Consider the following 16,191-nt stretch of genomic DNA (forward strand, 5'->3'; position numbering starts at 1 on the left):
CACTTCGACCCCACCGGAATGCACGAAGTCGCATTACGGTTGCATGACATGAACCTTACATTTTCGTCAGGTCGGTATCCGGGCGACGACACGGTCGAAGGGCTCGATGGCGTCCTGCAGGGCTTCGAGGTCCGGCGGCAGGGGAGCCTCGAAGGCCATCTCCTCGCCCGTCGTGGGGTGCTCGAAGCCGAGTTCGGCGGCGTGCAAGGCCTGGCGGCCCAGCGCCACAACGGCAGCCTTGGCCGCCTCGGGAAGGCGATTGACCTTGGTGGCAAAGCCGGGGGCATAGAGCTGATCGGCGACCAGGGGATGGCCGATATGGGCCATGTGGACGCGGATCTGGTGGGTGCGCCCGGTTTCTAGTTCGCAGCGGATGCGCGTGATGTCCCAGCCTTCGTCGCCGTAGCGCGCCTCGACGGCATAGTGGGTGATGGCCTCCCGGCCGTCGCGGCGCACCGCCTGCTTCAGCCGGTTGCCGGGATCTCGGCCCAACGGGGCCTCGACCGTTCCGGCCGCCTGCTGGGTGCGTCCCCAGGCATAGGCGATGTAGGCGCGGTGCAGCGGTCCGGTGCGGCCGTGATCGGCGAACTGGGCGGCCAGGTGGTTGTGCGCGGTCTCGGTCTTGGCAGCGACCATGACCCCCGAGGTGTCCTTGTCGAGCCGGTGGACGATGCCCGGGCGCTTGACGCCGCCGATGCCCTTGAGGCTGTCGCCGCAGTGGTAGAGCAGGGCGTTGACGAGCGTGCCGTCGGGATTGCCGGCGGCGGGATGGACCACCATGCCCACCGGCTTGTTGATGACGATCAGGTCGTCATCCTCATAGAGAATGTCGAGCGGGATGTCCTGGGGGACCGGCTCGGCTTCGACCGGCTCGGGGGCGACGAGGAGGATCTCCTCGCCTTCGCGGAGCTTGTATTTTGGCTCCGCGACGGGTCGTCCATTGATCGAGACGCTTCCGGCAAGTATCAGGTCCTTGATCCGGTTGCGCGAGAAGACCGGCACAGCCCGGGCCAGCGCCGCATCGAGACGGCTGCCGGCGTCGGTCGCGTCGACCGTCACCAGCCATTCCTGTTCCTCGCCGGAAAAGTCCTGCATGAGCGATCCTCAAGAGAAAGACAAGAACACCGCGGAGCTGACGCCAGAGGTCAAGACGGTGCTGAACCGCGCCCGGAAGAGCTTCTTCGTGTCTATCGGGCTGCTGGTGGTTGGCCTTATGGCCGTAGGGGCGGCGCTTGTCTACCGCTCTTCGCAGAACGAAGCCAAGACCGGCGGCGACTATGTGATCACGGCGCTGAAAATTCCCGAGGGCGGGGAAGTCGTCTCGGCGGTTGCCGCCGACGGGCGCGTGACGGTGACCTACAAGCTCGGGCCGATGACGAGCGTACGCGTGTTCGACGGCAAGTCCGGCGAGATGATCCGCGAAATCCCGGTGGTCAGCGAGTAGCTTCCCCGAGGTCAGCGAGCAGCTTCCCTGGGGTCAGCGAGTAGCCTCCCTGAGGTCAGCTCAGCGAGCAAGCTGACGTCCCGTCAGTTGCCGTCCCGCATTTCGCGCAGCGCCTGCAGGCGGTCGGAGACGGTGTTGCCTTCCGGCACATTGCCGTTGCGGACAGCGGGGCCACGCACCGGCGCCTTGGCTGCGGCCTCCTCGGCATCGACGAACTTCTGCATGCGTGCGGCGAGGCTCTCCTCCTCGTCGATCGGCTCGTTGCCTTCGAGGGCATAGACCAGTCGGCTGACATCCGAGGCGATGTCGTTGAGCTTCTCGCGCAGGTGCGACTGCTCGATGCGGTCGCTGTCCCAATCGGCCATGACGGTCTGCTCGACGCCGGCAATCTTCACGCGGAGCTTTTCCATCTCGTCCTCGAGGCTAAGCTTTTCGGCGAGCAGCATGTCGCGCTTCACATCGCCATCCTCGACCAGCTTGGTGGTTTCGGCGAGGAGGGTCGAAACCCGGCTCTCGGCGTCGGCGATGCGGGCCTCTGCCTCGGCCAGCTCGCTCTGGGTGGCGGTGGCGGAGTCATCGCTGCGGCTAAGCTGCTGGCGCAGTTCGGCGGCTGCCGACTGGGCGGCGGCGAGGCCCGAGTTGGCGCTCTCGAGCTGGGCGATCAGGTTGCCATTCTGCGTCTCGAGGAACGAAGCGCGCTTCTTTTCGATCTCGAGGTAGCTCAGGAGTTCGTCGATATCGGCGTTGTAGTCGCCGCTGAGCGTCTTGCCGTCGATCTTGCGGGGCTTGGGGCCGCTGCCGCGCAGGCTCTCGCGCGCTGCCTCGAGCTGGCTCGATTTCTCGCCGAGCTCGCGATCGCGCATCCTCAGCTTCTGGGCGAGGTCGGCGCCTTCCTTCTCGAGTTCGAGGATGCGCCGGCGGGCTTCCGCCTCGCGCTCTTCGAGCTCGCGGACGACCTGCAGGTGACTGTCGCGCTCGCCCTTGATGCCCCCGAGCTCGTTGCGCTTGCGGTTGATGTCGCGGAGCTGGTCGGCGAGCCGGCGGCGCAGGGCCTCGACGTTCATCTCGAGACGGCGGGTGGAAAGGGCGAATTCGGCGCGCAACTGATCCTTGTCGGCGCGGAACTCCGCCATGGTCATGGGCGTCGCCGCCTCGATGCGCTTCTTGGTGAGGCGCACGGCGCGGCGCCAGACGGCAGGCAGGATGATCAATGCCAGGAGCCCGGACATGAGAAGCCCGAGCACGAAGTACATGATGTTCTCAATGACCATTATTCAACTCCGCCAGCGCACGGGGCGGCCCTGCGCCCTCAGATTAGCGGAAGTCGAGAGCCCGGTCACGGCACGGTTCCGTAAACCGGGCCGTGACCCACATCTATCTGATGTATGCGGAGGCTGAGTGACGCCTGAACCGTCCCGCGGTCAGAACGGGTTCCAGGTCGGTTCCTGGGTGAACTTGAGATAGCCCACGTTGACGCCGAGCCGCGCGCCCACGCCGGAGCGGATCGGGACCATGACGACGTCGCCGTACTTGATCACGGTCATGCCGAGCCCGCCGACCACATAGGCGGAACCGTCGACGCCGGGGTAGCGGCCATAGACGTCGGAGACCGAGGCGAGGTTGTAGACCAGCATCATGACCTTGGAGCCATCGCCGCCGAAATCGAGCCCGACGGTCGGTCCCTGCCAGAAGAGGGGGTGTTCGCCCTGGTTGCGCGTGTACATGGTGCCTTCGCCGTAGCGGGCGCCGGCAAAGATAGCGCCCCCGGCTTCCTCGCCCAGCACATAGGCATTGGGCAGGCCGAACTGGCTCACTGCCCGCTCGACCAGCGAAGCGAGGCCCTGCGCGACCGAGCCGAAGAATTCATGGCCGGTGTTGACCAGTTCCTCGCCCGAGAAGGTGTCGGAGAGCGAGCCCTGCTGCTGGGCTTGGGTGAGGGTGGGGGTGAGAACGAGCGTCGCTGCGGTCAGTGCGAGGAACGCAGCGAGGATCAGGTAGACCATGCGATTGAGCATGTGGGCGCTCCCGGGGGGCTTAGTTCGAGCGGCGGACCATTTACGCGGTACTTACCGTGTGACGCTAAGGTTCAGCGCATCCGGTCTGCCTGAGGGGCCCTCAAGCTAGGCCTTCATGGCGGCAATGATGCGGCAAAAGCGTAAACAAAACTTAACCATAAGCGGGTTTTTTGCAGCACTAACGGTGCTCTACGCACTGGCCGGTATGCCGGCTGTGGCGGCCTCGCTCGTCAACGCGATCGTCACCGATCCGCTGACCGGGGTGGCGCTCGAGGGCTACGATCCGGTGAGCTACTTCACCGACCCGGAGCCGGTCGCAGGCTCATCCGAGCATGGCTACGAGTGGGCGGGCGTACACTGGTACTTCAGCTCGCCCGCCAACCGCGACGTGTTCATGCGGAACCCCGAGATCTATGCGCCTCAGTATGGCGGGCATTGCCTCGTCAGCCTGTCGCGCGGGTTTCTGTCGGACGGCAACCCGCGCCTGCATGCAATCAAGGGCGGCAAGCTCTATCTCTTCTACTCGGTGGCCAACCGCGAGGCCTTCTTCCGGAGCCAGGACGGAGTCGTGGAGAGCGCCGACAGCAACTGGCCGGGGCTCAGGAAAGGGCTGACCGGGGAAGAGGAAAGCACCGTCGACGCCCTGGCGCCGCCGGCAGGACACTAGACCGCCTAGGGCAGGTAGCCCGTTGCGGGTACTGTTACGCAAACTGATTCGAAGGCAAGGACTCCATCAATGTCGGATATCATCGAGCTCAAGGCGACCGACCTGGCGGCCATGCTGTGCTCCCGCGTTTGCCATGACCTCATCAATCCGGTGGGCGCGATCGGCAATGGTCTCGAAGTGCTCGCCGATCCGAGCCAGACGGCGATGGCCGAGGGTGCGCAGGAGCTGATCGCCAATTCGGCCAAGCAGGCCCGCGCCAAGCTCGAGTTCGCCCGGCTCGCCTTTGGCGCCTCCTCGACTGCCGGCACCGATTTCGACACCCGTGAGTGCGAGCGCGTCGCCCAGCTCTATTTCGAGATCGAGAAGGCCGACCTCGACTGGCAGGTGCCGCTGATCCTCTTGCCCAAGCACAAGGCCAAGCTGCTGATGAACATGCTGCTCATCGCGGCGATGTCAGTGCCGCGCGGCGGTGTCGTGACGGTCAAGGTCGAAGGGCCGGCCGGTCAGGAGCGCTTCACGATCACCTCGAAATCCGATCCGGAGAAGCGGCAGAAGACCCTGATGCCGCAAGGCACCGAAGGGCTGCTGGCGGGCAATCCCGAAGGCGGCGTCGATGCGCGCGGCATCCAGCCGTTCTACACGGGCATCCTCGCCCGCATGACCGACATGGAACTCAAGGTCGGCATCGAGAACGACGTGTTCGAGTTCACGGCGACGCCCAAGGCCGTAGCGGCGGCGGCCTGACGGCCGCCACTGGGTCCGGCGTCAGCGAAGTCGACGTACTCGACCCGCAGGTCGCCTGCGCTGCCGGAGACCGACGCGGGCCTGAGGCCCGTTCGGCGGGAAAAATAAGGACATAGCTGCCCAGGAAATGGGCAGCCGACAATGGCCAGCCGTTCGGAATGGTGGCTGCCGCGCAAGCGCGCAGCGGCCTCAGCTGATCTCCGGCATCGGGCGAGTCCCCGACAGCAGCAAGGTCAGTTCGGCCTGCCGCCGCGTGCCGGTCTTGTTCAGTACCGCGTTGAGCTGGTTGCGGATCGTCGCCGGCGACAGGTTCAGCAGTTCGGCGAGGCCCTCGACGTTGAGACCGGACGCGATGCCGCGCGCCACCTTGGCCTCGGCCGGCGTCAGGTCGAAGAGCCCGGTGAGGATATGGGTGAGCGGCGCCTCGGGCATGGTGACCGGGGTGACCACGATCAGGCCCTCGGCGCGGGTGAAGACGTCACCGGCGGCGCGGCGGATCGGCACCAGGTGGACGACCAGGGCGGACTCGGCCTCGGTCGCGCGCACCGGTATGGAGCGGATGATGGGGTTGAGCTCGTAGCGCAACTGCCCCATGGCGGCGGCCACCAGTTTCTGCGCGTCGGTATCGGCAAAGGCGAGCCCGCCATGGGCGGTGAAGACGATCCGCGGCGCCAGTTCCTCGAACGGGGAGTTGACCGCGAGGAGCTTGCCCATCCGGCCAACGACGGCGCAGGGCAAGCCGACGTGCTGCAGTGCTTCTGCCTGGCTCGAGGCGGCCCGCATGCCCAGGCGGTGCGACACCAGGGCGGCCCGGGCGAGGTGCGGGCGATATCCGTCGAGCAGGCCCATGATCTCGCGGCTGAAAGGGTCCGCCCCGCGCCGACGGGCGAAATCGAAGACAATGAGGTCGCCGGTCGGCGTGGGAACGGCCGTGCCGGCCGTCCAGTCGAAGCCATGCTTGCGCACGAACGAGGTGTAGATGGGGTCGGCATCGAGTTCGGCCGCCGTACAGAGCTCGAGGTCGGTCGAGAAGGCGCTGGGGTAGCGTTCGAGCGAGCGCGCGAAACGGACGTTGGGATACTCGCGGCCGTTGGCGACATAGTCGGCATAGCCGTCGCGATAGGCCTCCGTCGCGATGTAGCGGCCATAACCGTCGTTGTCGGCTGAGAGCAGGGCGGCCGCATCGGCGCCGGCGAGCAGGTTGAGGCGCTCAAGTACGCGCGGCCAGAGCTCGGGTATGGCGGCCGCCTCGTAGATGGAGTCTGGCAGACTGTCCGGCTCGTTCACCGCAGTCTCTCCACATGTTGTCGAGAGCGCGGCTGGGTCGAGTAAGTCACGTATGAGCCCCTGGATACGCACGATAAGATTAAGTTCGAATTCAGTAGTAACACGGATGCCGCTATCCGACAAACCGCGTTCCGAACGAATTGGTGCGTACTCGGTTGCCCCCGAACACCCCCGTCATTGCGTCGCGCATCTTCATTCAGTCGACGCGAAAACATCGCGGGAGGCGAATCTAGTGGATTTCGCACGCCGTGCCGACAAAAATGTTGGTCAGGTGCCGTCTGTTGCCAAAAAAGTTCGTGAACAGACGGTCGAGTGGCGTTGCGATCACGCAGTGCCATTCGCCGCATCCGTAATTGGGCGCTAACCATTCATAGGCAGATTTGAAGGATAGGAGATGCGAGCGGCCACCCGCCGCCGTCGGAGAAGCGTCATGAAGTCCTGCCTGGTGGTCGATGATTCCAGCGTGGTCCGGAAAGTCGCGCGCCGTATCCTCGAGGATCTCGACTTCATCGTCGACGAGGCCGAGGACGGGCAGGAAGCCTTCGACAAGTGCCGTCAGGAGATGCCCGACGCAATCCTTCTTGACTGGCAGATGCCGATCATGAGCGGGCTCGAGTTCCTCAAGCTGCTGCGCGGCTATGTCGGTGGGCATGTCCCCCGCGTCGTCTACATGGTCACCGAGAACGACATCGGCCAGATCGCGATCGCGCTGAAGGCGGGCGTCGACGACTACATGATGAAGCCGTTCGAGCGCGACCACCTCGAGTCCAAGTTCACCGAGATGCAGAAGGGGCGCGTTAGCGTCGCTTGAGCGTAGGCGGCTTACAACGCCGTTCGCTCAGTTGCCTGCCCACCACGGTCGTTTCCCGATCCCATTGCCGAAACACCCAGCCGTCAGTCCCGCGGAAGCGGGAACCTGGTGCGGTATCCTGGGTGCTGGCGGGTGTTGCAGGCATCCCCCTTGGTTTAGCGGGAATGACGACGGGGGTTGGTGCCCAAAACAGAAACCCCGCGCCTCTCGGCACGGGGTCTCAGGTCCGCCGCAAGCAGACGTAGAAATCAGGCGACGCTGGATTCCGCGAAGCTCTCGTTCTCGTCGGGCTCGCGCAACACGTAGCCGCGGCCCCAGACTGTCTCGATGTAATTCTTGCCACCCGTGGCGACGGAGAGCTTCTTCCTGAGCTTGCAGATGAAGACGTCGATGATCTTCAGCTCGGGCTCATCCATGCCGCCGTAGAGGTGGTTGAGGAACATTTCCTTGGTGAGGGTCGTGCCCTTGCGGAGCGAGAGGAGCTCCAGCATCTGGTATTCCTTGCCGGTGAGGTGCACGCGCTGCGACTGCACTTCCACGGTCTTTGTATCGAGATTGACGCTCAGGTCGCCGGTATTGATGACCGACTGGGCATGGCCCTTGGACCGGCGTACGATGGCGTGGATACGTGCGACCAGTTCGTCCTTGTGGAAGGGCTTGGTCATGTAGTCGTCGGCGCCGAAGCCGAGGCCGCGCACCTTGTCCTCGATGCCGGCGAGGCCGGAAAGGATCAGGATGGGGGTCTGCACCTTGGCTACGCGCAGGGTGCGCAGCACTTCGTAGCCCGACATGTCGGGCAGGTTCAGGTCCAGCAGGATAATGTCGTAGTCGTAGAGTTTGCCGAGATCGACACCCTCTTCGCCCAAGTCCGTCGTATAGACGTTAAAGCTCTCAGACTTGAGCATCAGTTCGATGCTCTGCGCCGTTGCGCTGTCGTCCTCGATCAAGAGCACACGCATGCCGTCAATCCCCTTAAACCGTTCCTGCTGGAACCATGGATGAAGCGCCCTGCGCCTTCACCCTTAACCGAACCCTACTGGATATGACCCAAACCTAAGCGCAATTAGTTAACAAAGTTTAATTCTGATCCGCAAGATGCAAACCTTATCTCGCTAACGATATATTAAATCGTTGAAAATGCTGAATAATTTGGCGCTCCGTAACTTAATTTTTTAGGTTAAGAAAGCTCTTCAATCGACTCTCGTGACTCATGGAAACCGGGCCCCGGATGTGGAAATCCCGGAGGGGCGCAAAATGGGCGGAGGTCGGATGAGAACGCCATGGTTAACGCTTTTTGCTTAACGTTCGGTTACCCTCAAAACCTAGCGATTCGTTAGCCCCGATCGAGGTCTATGCAGTCCCTAAAAGCCTCAATCGATGCCATCGAGGACGTGGAAGTCTTCGGACGGGTGAAAACCGTGCAGGGTCTGCTCGTCGAGATCGTCGGGCCGGTGCGCGAGCTTCGCGTCGGCGGGCGGGTGGAGATCGAAACCAGCGCTGGAGCCATGCTCGGGGCCGAGATCATCGGCTTCCGCGACGGCCATGCGCTCTGCCTCCCGTTCGGGGCTCTCACGGGCGTGCGGCTGGGGTGCCGGGCGCTGTTCAAGAAGCATGACGGGGCCGTGCAGCCCTCCGAGCACTGGCTCGGACGGGTGATCAACGCCGATGGCCAGCCCATCGACGGCAAGGGTCCGCTGCTGGCGGGAACCACGGCCTACCCCCTGCGCCAGGTGCCGCTGCCGGCGCACGAGAGGGTGCGCGTGGGTGACCCGCTCGACATGGGGGTGAGGACGCTCAACACCTTCACCACCATGTGCGAAGGCCAGCGCATGGGTATCTTCGCCGGTTCGGGCGTGGGCAAATCGGTACTGATGTCGATGCTGGCGCGTAATGCGCAGGTCGACGTGGCGGTGATCGGGCTCATCGGCGAGCGCGGCCGCGAGGTGCAGGAGTTCGTCACCGACTATCTGGGCGAAGTCGGCATCCAGCAGGCGGTGGTCGTCGTCGCGACGAGCGACGAGGCGGCGCTGATGCGCCGGCAGGCGGCCTATCTTACTCTGGCGCTTTCGGAATTCTTCCGCGACCAGGGCAAGCGCGTGCTGTGCATGATGGACAGCCTCACCCGTTTTGCGCAGGCGCAGCGCGAGATCGGGCTGGCGATCGGCGAGCCGCCAACCGCCAAGGGTTACCCCCCGACAGTGTTCACCGAGCTGCCGCGGCTGCTCGAGCGGGCAGGACCTGGGTTAAAGGACTCAGGCTCCATTACCGGACTGTTTACCGTTTTGGTGGAAGGTGATGACCACAATGAGCCCATTGCGGACGCCGTACGCGGCATCCTCGACGGGCACATCGTAATGGAGCGCTCGATCGCGGAACGGGGAAGATACCCGGCGGTCAACGTGCTCCGGTCCATCTCGCGTACCATGCCGGGATGCGTGCCGGTGAATATCCGGCCCATGCTGCAGAAGGCGCGAGAGCTCATGTCGACATTTGCCGACATGGAGGAACTGATCCGGCTGGGGGCATACCGCAAGGGATCGGATCCGGGTGTGGACCGTGCCATCGCAATCAACCCGGCGCTGGAGTCGTTTCTCACCCAGCAGCGGGAAGAGCGCACCTCGATCGCCGACGGCTATGTGATGCTGCAGGCAATCCTGGACAAGGTGGGCGGGGAATCCGCACCAGTGAAGTGAATGACTTGAGTGTGTAAGGAGTACAAGTCATGAAGTCGCGCAGCGAAAGCCTGATCCGGCTCAAGAAGTTTCAGGTGGACGAGAAGCGCCGGCAGCTGACGCAGATCGAGATGATGATCGCCGATTTCGAGCGCATGGCGTCCGAACTGGACCAGCAGATCGAGATCGAGCAGCAGAAGACCGGTATCTCGGACGTCGCCCATTTCGCCTATTCGACCTTTGCCAAGGCCGCCATCGCGCGCCGTGACAACCTGCTTGCCTCGGCCCGCGACATGAAGGGCCAGCTCGAGGCCGCCCAGGATGCGCTGGCCGAAGCGGTGGAAGACCTCAAGAAGGTCGAACTGCTCGATCAGCGCGAGCACAGCCGCGAGGCTGCGGCGGAGGCGAAGGCCGAGCAGTCCGAATACGACGAGATTGGCCGTCTGCGCCACATCCGGCGGTAGTCAAAGCCAGCCGTGAACAGGGAAAGGCCCGCTTGCGCGGGCCTTTGGCGTTTGTACCTCAGTTTGCAGGAACTGTTGCGCCGTCCGCCGCCGGGGCGCCGGCGTCGGTCGTCTCGAACCCGGGGGCGGCTTCGAGGGCCTCCTTGGTGGTGGGGAGGACGAAGCGCTCCGTGCCATCCTCGGCCGTGACCCACTCGAGCTCGGCGTAGTTCACCGCGACGTTCTTCTCGCCGATGCCGAGGAAACCACCGACACCGATGACAACGGCGCCGATCTGGCCGTTCTCGCCGACCACCAGGTTGTTGACGTCGCCGATATGCTCGGCGTCGGCCGCGGTGGAGGAATAGACCTGCTTGCCGATGATCTCGGTGGCGAGGTTATCCTTGTCGGTGACGGTGTATCCGGTCGCGAGGATGGAGGTCGGAGCGGTCACCGCGGTCGTCGCCGCCGGAGCCTCGGTGGTGGCCGGCGTATCCTGGGCCATGGCGCCAGTCGTCAGCAGGGCGGCAAGCGCGGTCGTGGTCAGCAATGTGCGGAACATTGTATCGTCCTCTCGTTCGTGTCTGTCAAAAACAAGGCCGTGCGGCACACGCTTGGCTGTTGCGTGCTGCACGGCCCGATGCAGACTGAACGTGACGGAGTGCGAGTTGTTCCCCGTCGCGGACGGTCAAAAGGCCGGCCCCGTTTTCCGAGGTCCGGCCTTTCACGCCTCCCAGCGTGGGTGTGAGGCGGCATGTCGCCTCTCATCACTACAAATAACGCAAAATTGTCGGCAACGGGCGGATCGCCGGGTTAACGGGTGAACGAGCCGTTAACGGGCGGGCCGATCAGTAGGTCTTCATCGACCGGTGCAGGATCCCCGAACCGTCGTCGAAAGGCTCGCCGAAGGCCGCAAAGCCGAGCTTTTCGTACACTGCCAGCTTGTCGTGCTGGGCGGCGAGATAGAAGCGGGCTCCGCCTCTCGCCCGCACCAGTTCCATCGCGTGGTGGAGAAGCCTCGTCGAAATGCCGTGGCCGCGCCAGTGCCGGGCGACGACCACGCGGCCGATCTTGGCGTGCTCCGGCGTGTCGATGATCCTCAAGGTGCCGACGACGGCGCCTGCCGCGATTGCGACCACATGGGTCGCGGTCAGGTCGTCCGCGTCGAACTCCTCGGATTCCGGGATGCGCTGCTCGAGGATGAACACCTCCCGCCGGAGCGCGAAGGCGGCGTTCGCGAGTGGGGAGAACACGGGAACCGTGAGGATTGTGATGTCGTCGGCCATGGCCGGGAGACAATCATATCGATGGCGCCGGCGCTACGGTCACTGCGTGATGGGAACGTTGATCGGGATCGGCCCCGAGGGCCCGGGGACGGTCCACAGCGATGTCCCCGCTTCATGGATGATGCGGAGCACGAAGCCGAGCTTGTCGATCACCTCAGGCGTCAGGACGAACGGATAGGCGTCGTGCTGGCCGACCGCGCGATTGAGGTTGTTGATCAGCGAGGACAGCGGGACCCAGTTCTCGACCAGCTCGGCGATGTCAGGCTCGTCATAGGGCTGGTAGTCGAGGTCGACGGTGAGCTGGCCGGACTTGTCCACCTTGGGCTTCAGCTGCACGCCGAACGCCGCCGCCATTTCCGTAGTGTCCACCAGATGGAGATAGTGTGCAAAGGTCTCGGCGAAGTCCTCCCAGGGGTGGGCGGTGGCATAGGCCGAGATGTAGCGCTGCTGCCATTCGGCGGGCGCTCCGCGCTCGTAATAGTCCTTCAGCCCGTCCGCATAGCTCGGATCGTTCTCGTCGCCGAACAGACGCCTGAACTCGGCGTGGGAGGGGCGGCCGTTGACGAGGACGCTCCAGTAGTAGTGGCCGATCTCGTGGCGGAAGTGGCCGAGCAGGGTCCGGTACGGCTCCTTGAACTGCGTACGCCGATACTCGCGCGCCGCATCGTCCGCTTCCTTCAGCGCAATCGTGATGATGCCGCTCGCATGTCCGGTGAGGACCGGCGTCGACGACAAGTCCTCGTTGGGAAAGCGGAAGCCGAGGCCATGCACCGGATCCTCGACACGATTGGCGAGCGGCAGGTGCAGCCGCAGCAGCGAATACACGAGCCGCTTCTTGGCCCGCTCGATGGATTGCCAGCGCATGAGGTCGACCGGCTGGTCGATGTCGGGCACCAGCTCGTTGTGCCGGCAGGCACGACAGTAGGGGCCCGCGCCCGGTGAATGGATGATGAGCCAGTTGCAGGCGCCATGGGCGGCATTGGCGCAGAAGACGAACTGCATGTTGTCGACGAAGGGTGCCGTCCATACGTCGGGACCGCCTTCGAGCGAGAGCATGCGGTTCAGCAGCGGCGCATAGCCAAGCCGCCGGCCGCAGCGTTCGCAGCGGGTGTTCTCGAAGTAGAGCAGGTTGCCGCAGTGATCGCAGCGGAAGAGCTTCATGGCCGGAGTCCGGGACGCCCGCTGACAATGCCTCATGGTGTTGGACAGTTCCTGTGCGGGAGGCCGAAAAATTAAGGCTAAACCGGCAGGATCGGCCGCGAGAGGGCCCGGATGCACACCAGACTCGAACAGCTCCCGCAGCCGATGCGATGGGCGCCCGTCGCCGTCGCGGCTGCCGCAATCCTGCTGCTGCTCTGGCTGCTGGCCATGCCGGGGTCGGCGCCGGATGCAGGGGCGGCCGCGGTGCCCGGGGAGGGCGACCTCGTCAGCTACCAGCGCATCGTCGAGCGGATGAAGTCCGGGGCCGACTACTATGACGCGGCCCACGGGGTGCTGGTGGCGGACGGCTACGGCACTCGCTCGGTGTTCAACTGGCGGACGCCGGCCTGGCCGATGCTGCTCTCGACGCTTCCCCTGGCGGCGGTTCAGGGCCTCGTCGGGGCACTGGCGGTTGCAGGGCTGGCCCTGACCTACTGGGTCCTGCGCCGCGATGCCGGCGTCGCGGTCGCGGCGCTCGGGCTCGTTGCCGTCGGCGGCAGCCTCGGAGCGATCGTCTCGCCGGCCAGCCTCTATTTCTCGGAAGTCCCGGCGGGCACGCTGATCCTGCTGTCGGTGGTGGCCTATGCCAATGGCTGGCGCCGGGGCGGGCTCGTCGCGGCTCTTGCGGCGCTGTTCCTGCGCGAGTTCGCCGCGCCCTATGTCGTGATTGCCGCCATCCTCGCCCTGCGCGAGCGGCGCTGGGGCGAGGTCGCAGGCTGGACCGCGGGCGCGATCGCGTACGCCGCCTATTTCGGCTGGCACTGGTGGCAAGTTACCCAGCAGCTTGGGCCGATGGATCGTGCCGACCCCGAGAGCTGGCTGCAGTTCGGCGGCATCGGGTTCGTGCTGAAGACCGTGGGCTTCAATGGCCTGTGGAGCCTCGGCCCCGAGTGGCTCGCGGCAATCTTCCTCCCGCTCGGGCTGCTGGGGCTCTGGGCCTGGCGCGGCGGCACGCTGGCGCTCGCCGCGGTCGTGGCCTATGCCGTGCTGTTCGCGGCGGTGGGCAAGCCATTCAACTCCTATTGGGGGGCAGTCTACACGCCGCTGCTGATGCTAGGAGTGGGGTGGGGGATCGGCGCGCTTGCCGGCCTCAGACCCAGGTTGACCGAGAGCCCGCAGCCGTGACCAAACGCATGTCGAAGACCCTCGCCACCGAGATCGCGGACCGGACGCTCAAGGTGGTAAACCCGGCAAACCGGCCGCTCGCCCTCGGCGAGGCACTCCGTCGGCACGGCTTCGGCTCCGCCATCCTGCCGCCGGACGGGCTGCCTGCGGACCGGGCGGCGCTGGTCGCGTGGCTGCTGGCGACCTACGCCGACTGACCGCGGCGCTTCGGGAGCTAGATGCTCCCGATCGTCTTCAGCCGCACGCGCGGATGCACTTCGTTCTGGCTCATGACCACCGTCTGCGGGCGGAAGCGCTCGATGATGGCGCGGACATGCGGGCGGATACCTGGCGAGGTGATAAGCACCGGGATCTCGCCCATCTGGGCCGCGTTCTCGAAACCCTGCTGGATGCCGACGATGAACTGCTGCAGGCGCGAAGGTGCCATGGCGAGGTGGCGCTCGTTGCCATCCCCGATCATGGCCTCGGCGAAATCGCGCTCCCACTGCGGTGACAGCGTCAGCAGCGGCAGGTTGCCGTCTGGCCCGAGGTTAGCGGCGCAGAGCTGGCGCGACAGGCGCGAGCGGACGTGCTCGGCGATCGACTGGGCCGTGCGGCCCGGGCCGGCGATCTCGGCGATGCCCTCGAGGATGGTGGGCAGGTCGCGGATCGAGATGCGTTCGGTGAGCAGGGTCTGCAGCACGCGCTGGATGCCCGACACCGAGATCTGGCCGGGCACGATGTCCTCGACGAGCTTCTGCTGGTCCTTGGGCAGGCCCGAAAGCAGCGACTGGACGTTGGCGTAGCTCAGGAGGTCCGAGACGTTGGCCTTCAGCACCTCGGTGAGGTGGGTCGAGATAACCGTCGAGGGATCGATGATCGAATAGCCGCGCAGCTCCGCCTCGTCGCGCAGGGCCGGCTCGATCCAGGTGGCGGGCAGGCCGAAGGTCGGCTCGGTGGTGTGGATGCCGGGCAGGTTGATCTCCTTGCCCATCGGGTCCATCACCATCAGCTGGTGCGCGAAGATCTGGCCGCGGCCGGCATCGACCTCCTTGATCTTGACCCTGTAGTCGTTGGGCTCGAGCTGCATGTTGTCGAGGATGCGGACCGGCGGCATGATGAAGCCGAGTTCGGTCGCGAGCTGGCGCCGCAGCGCCTTGATCTGCTCTGTGAGCCGGTCGGTGCCGGTGTCGTCTTCCTTGACCAGCGACAAGAGGCCATAGCCCAGCTCGAGCTTGAGTTCGTCGATGCGCAGGCTGTCGGTGATCGGCGCTTCCTCGGACGGCTTCAGCTGCTGCGCCTCGGCCATGGCGGTCTCGATGATCGCCTTGTCGGCAGCGACGGATTTCCGCTTGCCGGACTTGAAGGCGAGCCAGCCGACGCCACCGGCGAGGGCGAGGAACGGGATGATCGGCATGCCAGGCAGCAGGGCGAGGCCGCCGATGACGGCCGCCGACATGCCGAGGGCCTTCGGATAGTGGGTGAACTGGGTGACCAGCGCCTTGTCGGCCGAGCCGGTGACGCCGGACTTCGACACGAGGATACCGGCGGCGGTCGAAACGATGAGCGCCGGGATCTGGCTGACGAGGCCGTCGCCGATGGTAAGCAGGGTGTAGACGCCGCCAGCTTCCTGGAAGCTCAGGCCTTCCTGCAGCATGCCGATGACCATGCCGGCGATGATGTTGATGAAGGTGATGAGCAGGCCCGCGATGGCGTCGCCGCGCACGAACTTGCTCGCACCGTCCATGTTGCCGAAGAAGGCGCTCTCGGCTTCGAGATTGGCGCGGCGTGTCTTGGCGGTCGTCTCGTCGATGAGCCCGGCCGACAGGTCGGCGTCGATGGCCATCTGCTTGCCCGGCATCGCGTCGAGGTTGAAGCGCGCCGCGACTTCGGCAATGCGGCCCGAACCCTTGGTGATGACGATGAAGTTCACGATCAGGAGGATCGCGAAGACGACCACGCCGATGACGAAGTTGCCGCGCGTGACGAACTGGCCGAAGGCCTCGATGACGTGGCCGGCGGCATCGGTGCCGTTATGGCCCTCCGACAGAATCAGTCGGGTGGTCGCGAGGTTGAGTGCCAGGCGGAGCAGCGCCGAGATCAGCAGCACCGTCGGGAAGGACGAGAACTCGAGCGGCGTCTGAATGAACAGCGCCGTCATCAGGATCAGGACCGAGAACACGATCGAGATGGCAAGCAGCAGGTCGAGCAGCAGCGGCGGCAGCGGCACGATCAGGACGAGGATGATCCCCATCACGCCTGCGGCAAGACCGATCTCGGACGTGCCGATCGCCTTCATCAACCCCTTCAGTGAGAAGGCAGGGAGCTTCATGCCACGGTCGGGGCCGGGGGCGGAAAGATCAGCCACGGACGGCCTCGAAAGTCAGTGCCTCAAGGTACTCCCCACCCTGTCCCTCCCCCGCAAGGGGGGAGGTGACCTGCGCTCGCAAGTCGTCGCGGGCCACGGGCAGGTGTGATGACGTCTCCCTCCCCCTTGCGGGGAAGGAACAGGGGTGGG

At 65.1% G+C, this 16,191-nt stretch carries 17 protein-coding genes; 8 read left to right on the plus strand and 9 right to left on the minus strand.

All coding sequences use genetic code 11. The features are described 5' to 3' along the window. Positions 1 to 66 precede the first annotated feature (66 nt). The gene (locus tag PRN20_RS15805) at positions 67 to 1,095 is read right to left on the minus strand and encodes an RluA family pseudouridine synthase (RefSeq protein WP_273958507.1); all 1,029 of its coding nucleotides are present in this window, start codon (positions 1,093 to 1,095) and stop codon (positions 67 to 69) included. Between PRN20_RS15805 and PRN20_RS15810 the strand changes: the two genes are divergently transcribed. Beyond that, a complete protein-coding gene (locus PRN20_RS15810; RefSeq protein WP_273958508.1) occupies positions 1,094 to 1,444 on the plus strand; it encodes a hypothetical protein in 351 nt (116 codons plus the stop codon). The two genes, PRN20_RS15805 and PRN20_RS15810, sit on opposite strands and share 2 nt — an antisense overlap. Before the next feature lie 83 nt (positions 1,445 to 1,527). On the opposite strand, the gene PRN20_RS15815 is transcribed toward PRN20_RS15810, so the two are convergent. Both PRN20_RS15815 and PRN20_RS15820 read right to left on the minus strand, forming a co-directional pair. Next, positions 1,528 to 2,715, minus strand: a complete 1,188-nt coding sequence (locus tag PRN20_RS15815; RefSeq protein ID WP_273958509.1) for a hypothetical protein — start codon at positions 2,713 to 2,715, stop codon at positions 1,528 to 1,530. A gap of 150 nt (positions 2,716 to 2,865) precedes the next feature. Further along, the gene (locus PRN20_RS15820) at positions 2,866 to 3,459 is read right to left on the minus strand and encodes a DUF1134 domain-containing protein (RefSeq protein ID WP_273958510.1); all 594 of its coding nucleotides are present in this window, start codon (positions 3,457 to 3,459) and stop codon (positions 2,866 to 2,868) included. A 184-nt stretch (positions 3,460 to 3,643) separates the two neighbouring features. Between PRN20_RS15820 and PRN20_RS15825 the strand changes: the two genes are divergently transcribed. Both PRN20_RS15825 and chpT read left to right on the plus strand, forming a co-directional pair. Then, on the plus strand, positions 3,644 to 4,126 hold the full coding sequence (locus PRN20_RS15825) for a YHS domain-containing (seleno)protein (protein ID WP_273958511.1): 483 nt from the start codon (positions 3,644 to 3,646) through the stop codon (positions 4,124 to 4,126). Positions 4,127 to 4,195: 69 nt separating this feature from the next. Further along, positions 4,196 to 4,870: a histidine phosphotransferase ChpT gene (gene chpT / locus PRN20_RS15830; RefSeq protein ID WP_273958512.1), complete on the plus strand. Its 675-nt coding sequence runs from the start codon at positions 4,196 to 4,198 to the stop codon at positions 4,868 to 4,870. Positions 4,871 to 5,059: 189 nt separating this feature from the next. Here chpT and PRN20_RS15835 read toward each other — a convergent pair whose 3' ends face one another. Beyond that, a complete protein-coding gene (locus PRN20_RS15835; protein WP_273958513.1) occupies positions 5,060 to 6,157 on the minus strand; it encodes a helix-turn-helix transcriptional regulator in 1,098 nt (365 codons plus the stop codon). A gap of 430 nt (positions 6,158 to 6,587) precedes the next feature. On the opposite strand from PRN20_RS15835, the gene PRN20_RS15840 reads away from it, so the two are divergent. Continuing rightward, complete coding sequence (locus tag PRN20_RS15840) at positions 6,588 to 6,968, plus strand: response regulator (protein ID WP_273958514.1); 381 nt, start codon at positions 6,588 to 6,590, stop codon at positions 6,966 to 6,968. Between the two features lie 248 nt (positions 6,969 to 7,216). On the opposite strand, the gene ctrA is transcribed toward PRN20_RS15840, so the two are convergent. Next, a complete protein-coding gene (gene ctrA, locus PRN20_RS15845; RefSeq protein ID WP_273958515.1) occupies positions 7,217 to 7,927 on the minus strand; it encodes a response regulator transcription factor CtrA in 711 nt (236 codons plus the stop codon). 393 nt (positions 7,928 to 8,320) lie between these two features. Here ctrA and fliI point away from each other — a divergent pair, with 393 nt between their 5' ends. After that, entirely contained in the window at positions 8,321 to 9,661 is a 1,341-nt protein-coding gene (gene fliI, locus PRN20_RS15850; protein ID WP_273958516.1) for a flagellar protein export ATPase FliI, read from the plus strand. A 29-nt stretch (positions 9,662 to 9,690) separates the two neighbouring features. Beyond that, complete coding sequence (fliJ, locus tag PRN20_RS15855; protein WP_273958517.1) at positions 9,691 to 10,104, plus strand: flagellar export protein FliJ; 414 nt, start codon at positions 9,691 to 9,693, stop codon at positions 10,102 to 10,104. 58 nt (positions 10,105 to 10,162) lie between these two features. Here the strand turns inward: fliJ and PRN20_RS15860 are convergent, their stop codons facing one another. The 3 genes from PRN20_RS15860 to PRN20_RS15870 form a co-directional block, all read right to left on the minus strand. After that, on the minus strand, positions 10,163 to 10,645 hold the full coding sequence (locus PRN20_RS15860) for a PRC-barrel domain-containing protein (RefSeq protein WP_273958518.1): 483 nt from the start codon (positions 10,643 to 10,645) through the stop codon (positions 10,163 to 10,165). A 286-nt stretch (positions 10,646 to 10,931) separates the two neighbouring features. After that, a complete protein-coding gene (locus PRN20_RS15865) occupies positions 10,932 to 11,369 on the minus strand; it encodes a GNAT family N-acetyltransferase (RefSeq protein ID WP_273958519.1) in 438 nt (145 codons plus the stop codon). A 39-nt stretch (positions 11,370 to 11,408) separates the two neighbouring features. Continuing rightward, positions 11,409 to 12,530, minus strand: a complete 1,122-nt coding sequence (locus PRN20_RS15870) for a zinc-binding metallopeptidase family protein (RefSeq protein WP_273958520.1) — start codon at positions 12,528 to 12,530, stop codon at positions 11,409 to 11,411. 111 nt (positions 12,531 to 12,641) lie between these two features. Here PRN20_RS15870 and PRN20_RS15875 point away from each other — a divergent pair, with 111 nt between their 5' ends. Then, positions 12,642 to 13,694 carry a hypothetical protein gene (locus PRN20_RS15875; RefSeq protein ID WP_273958521.1) on the plus strand — a complete coding sequence of 351 codons (1,053 nt, stop codon included), beginning with the start codon at positions 12,642 to 12,644 and terminating at the stop codon, positions 13,692 to 13,694. After that, entirely contained in the window at positions 13,691 to 13,891 is a 201-nt protein-coding gene (locus tag PRN20_RS15880) for a hypothetical protein (protein WP_273958522.1), read from the plus strand. Before PRN20_RS15875 ends, PRN20_RS15880 begins: the two co-directional genes overlap by 4 nt. 17 nt (positions 13,892 to 13,908) lie before the next feature. Here PRN20_RS15880 and flhA read toward each other — a convergent pair whose 3' ends face one another. Continuing rightward, positions 13,909 to 16,005: a flagellar biosynthesis protein FlhA gene (flhA, locus tag PRN20_RS15885; protein WP_273959035.1), complete on the minus strand. Its 2,097-nt coding sequence runs from the start codon at positions 16,003 to 16,005 to the stop codon at positions 13,909 to 13,911. Positions 16,006 to 16,191: the final 186 nt, after the last annotated feature.

The organism is Devosia sp. ZB163, from assembly GCF_028613635.1.
Taxonomy (GTDB): domain Bacteria; phylum Pseudomonadota; class Alphaproteobacteria; order Rhizobiales; family Devosiaceae; genus Devosia_A.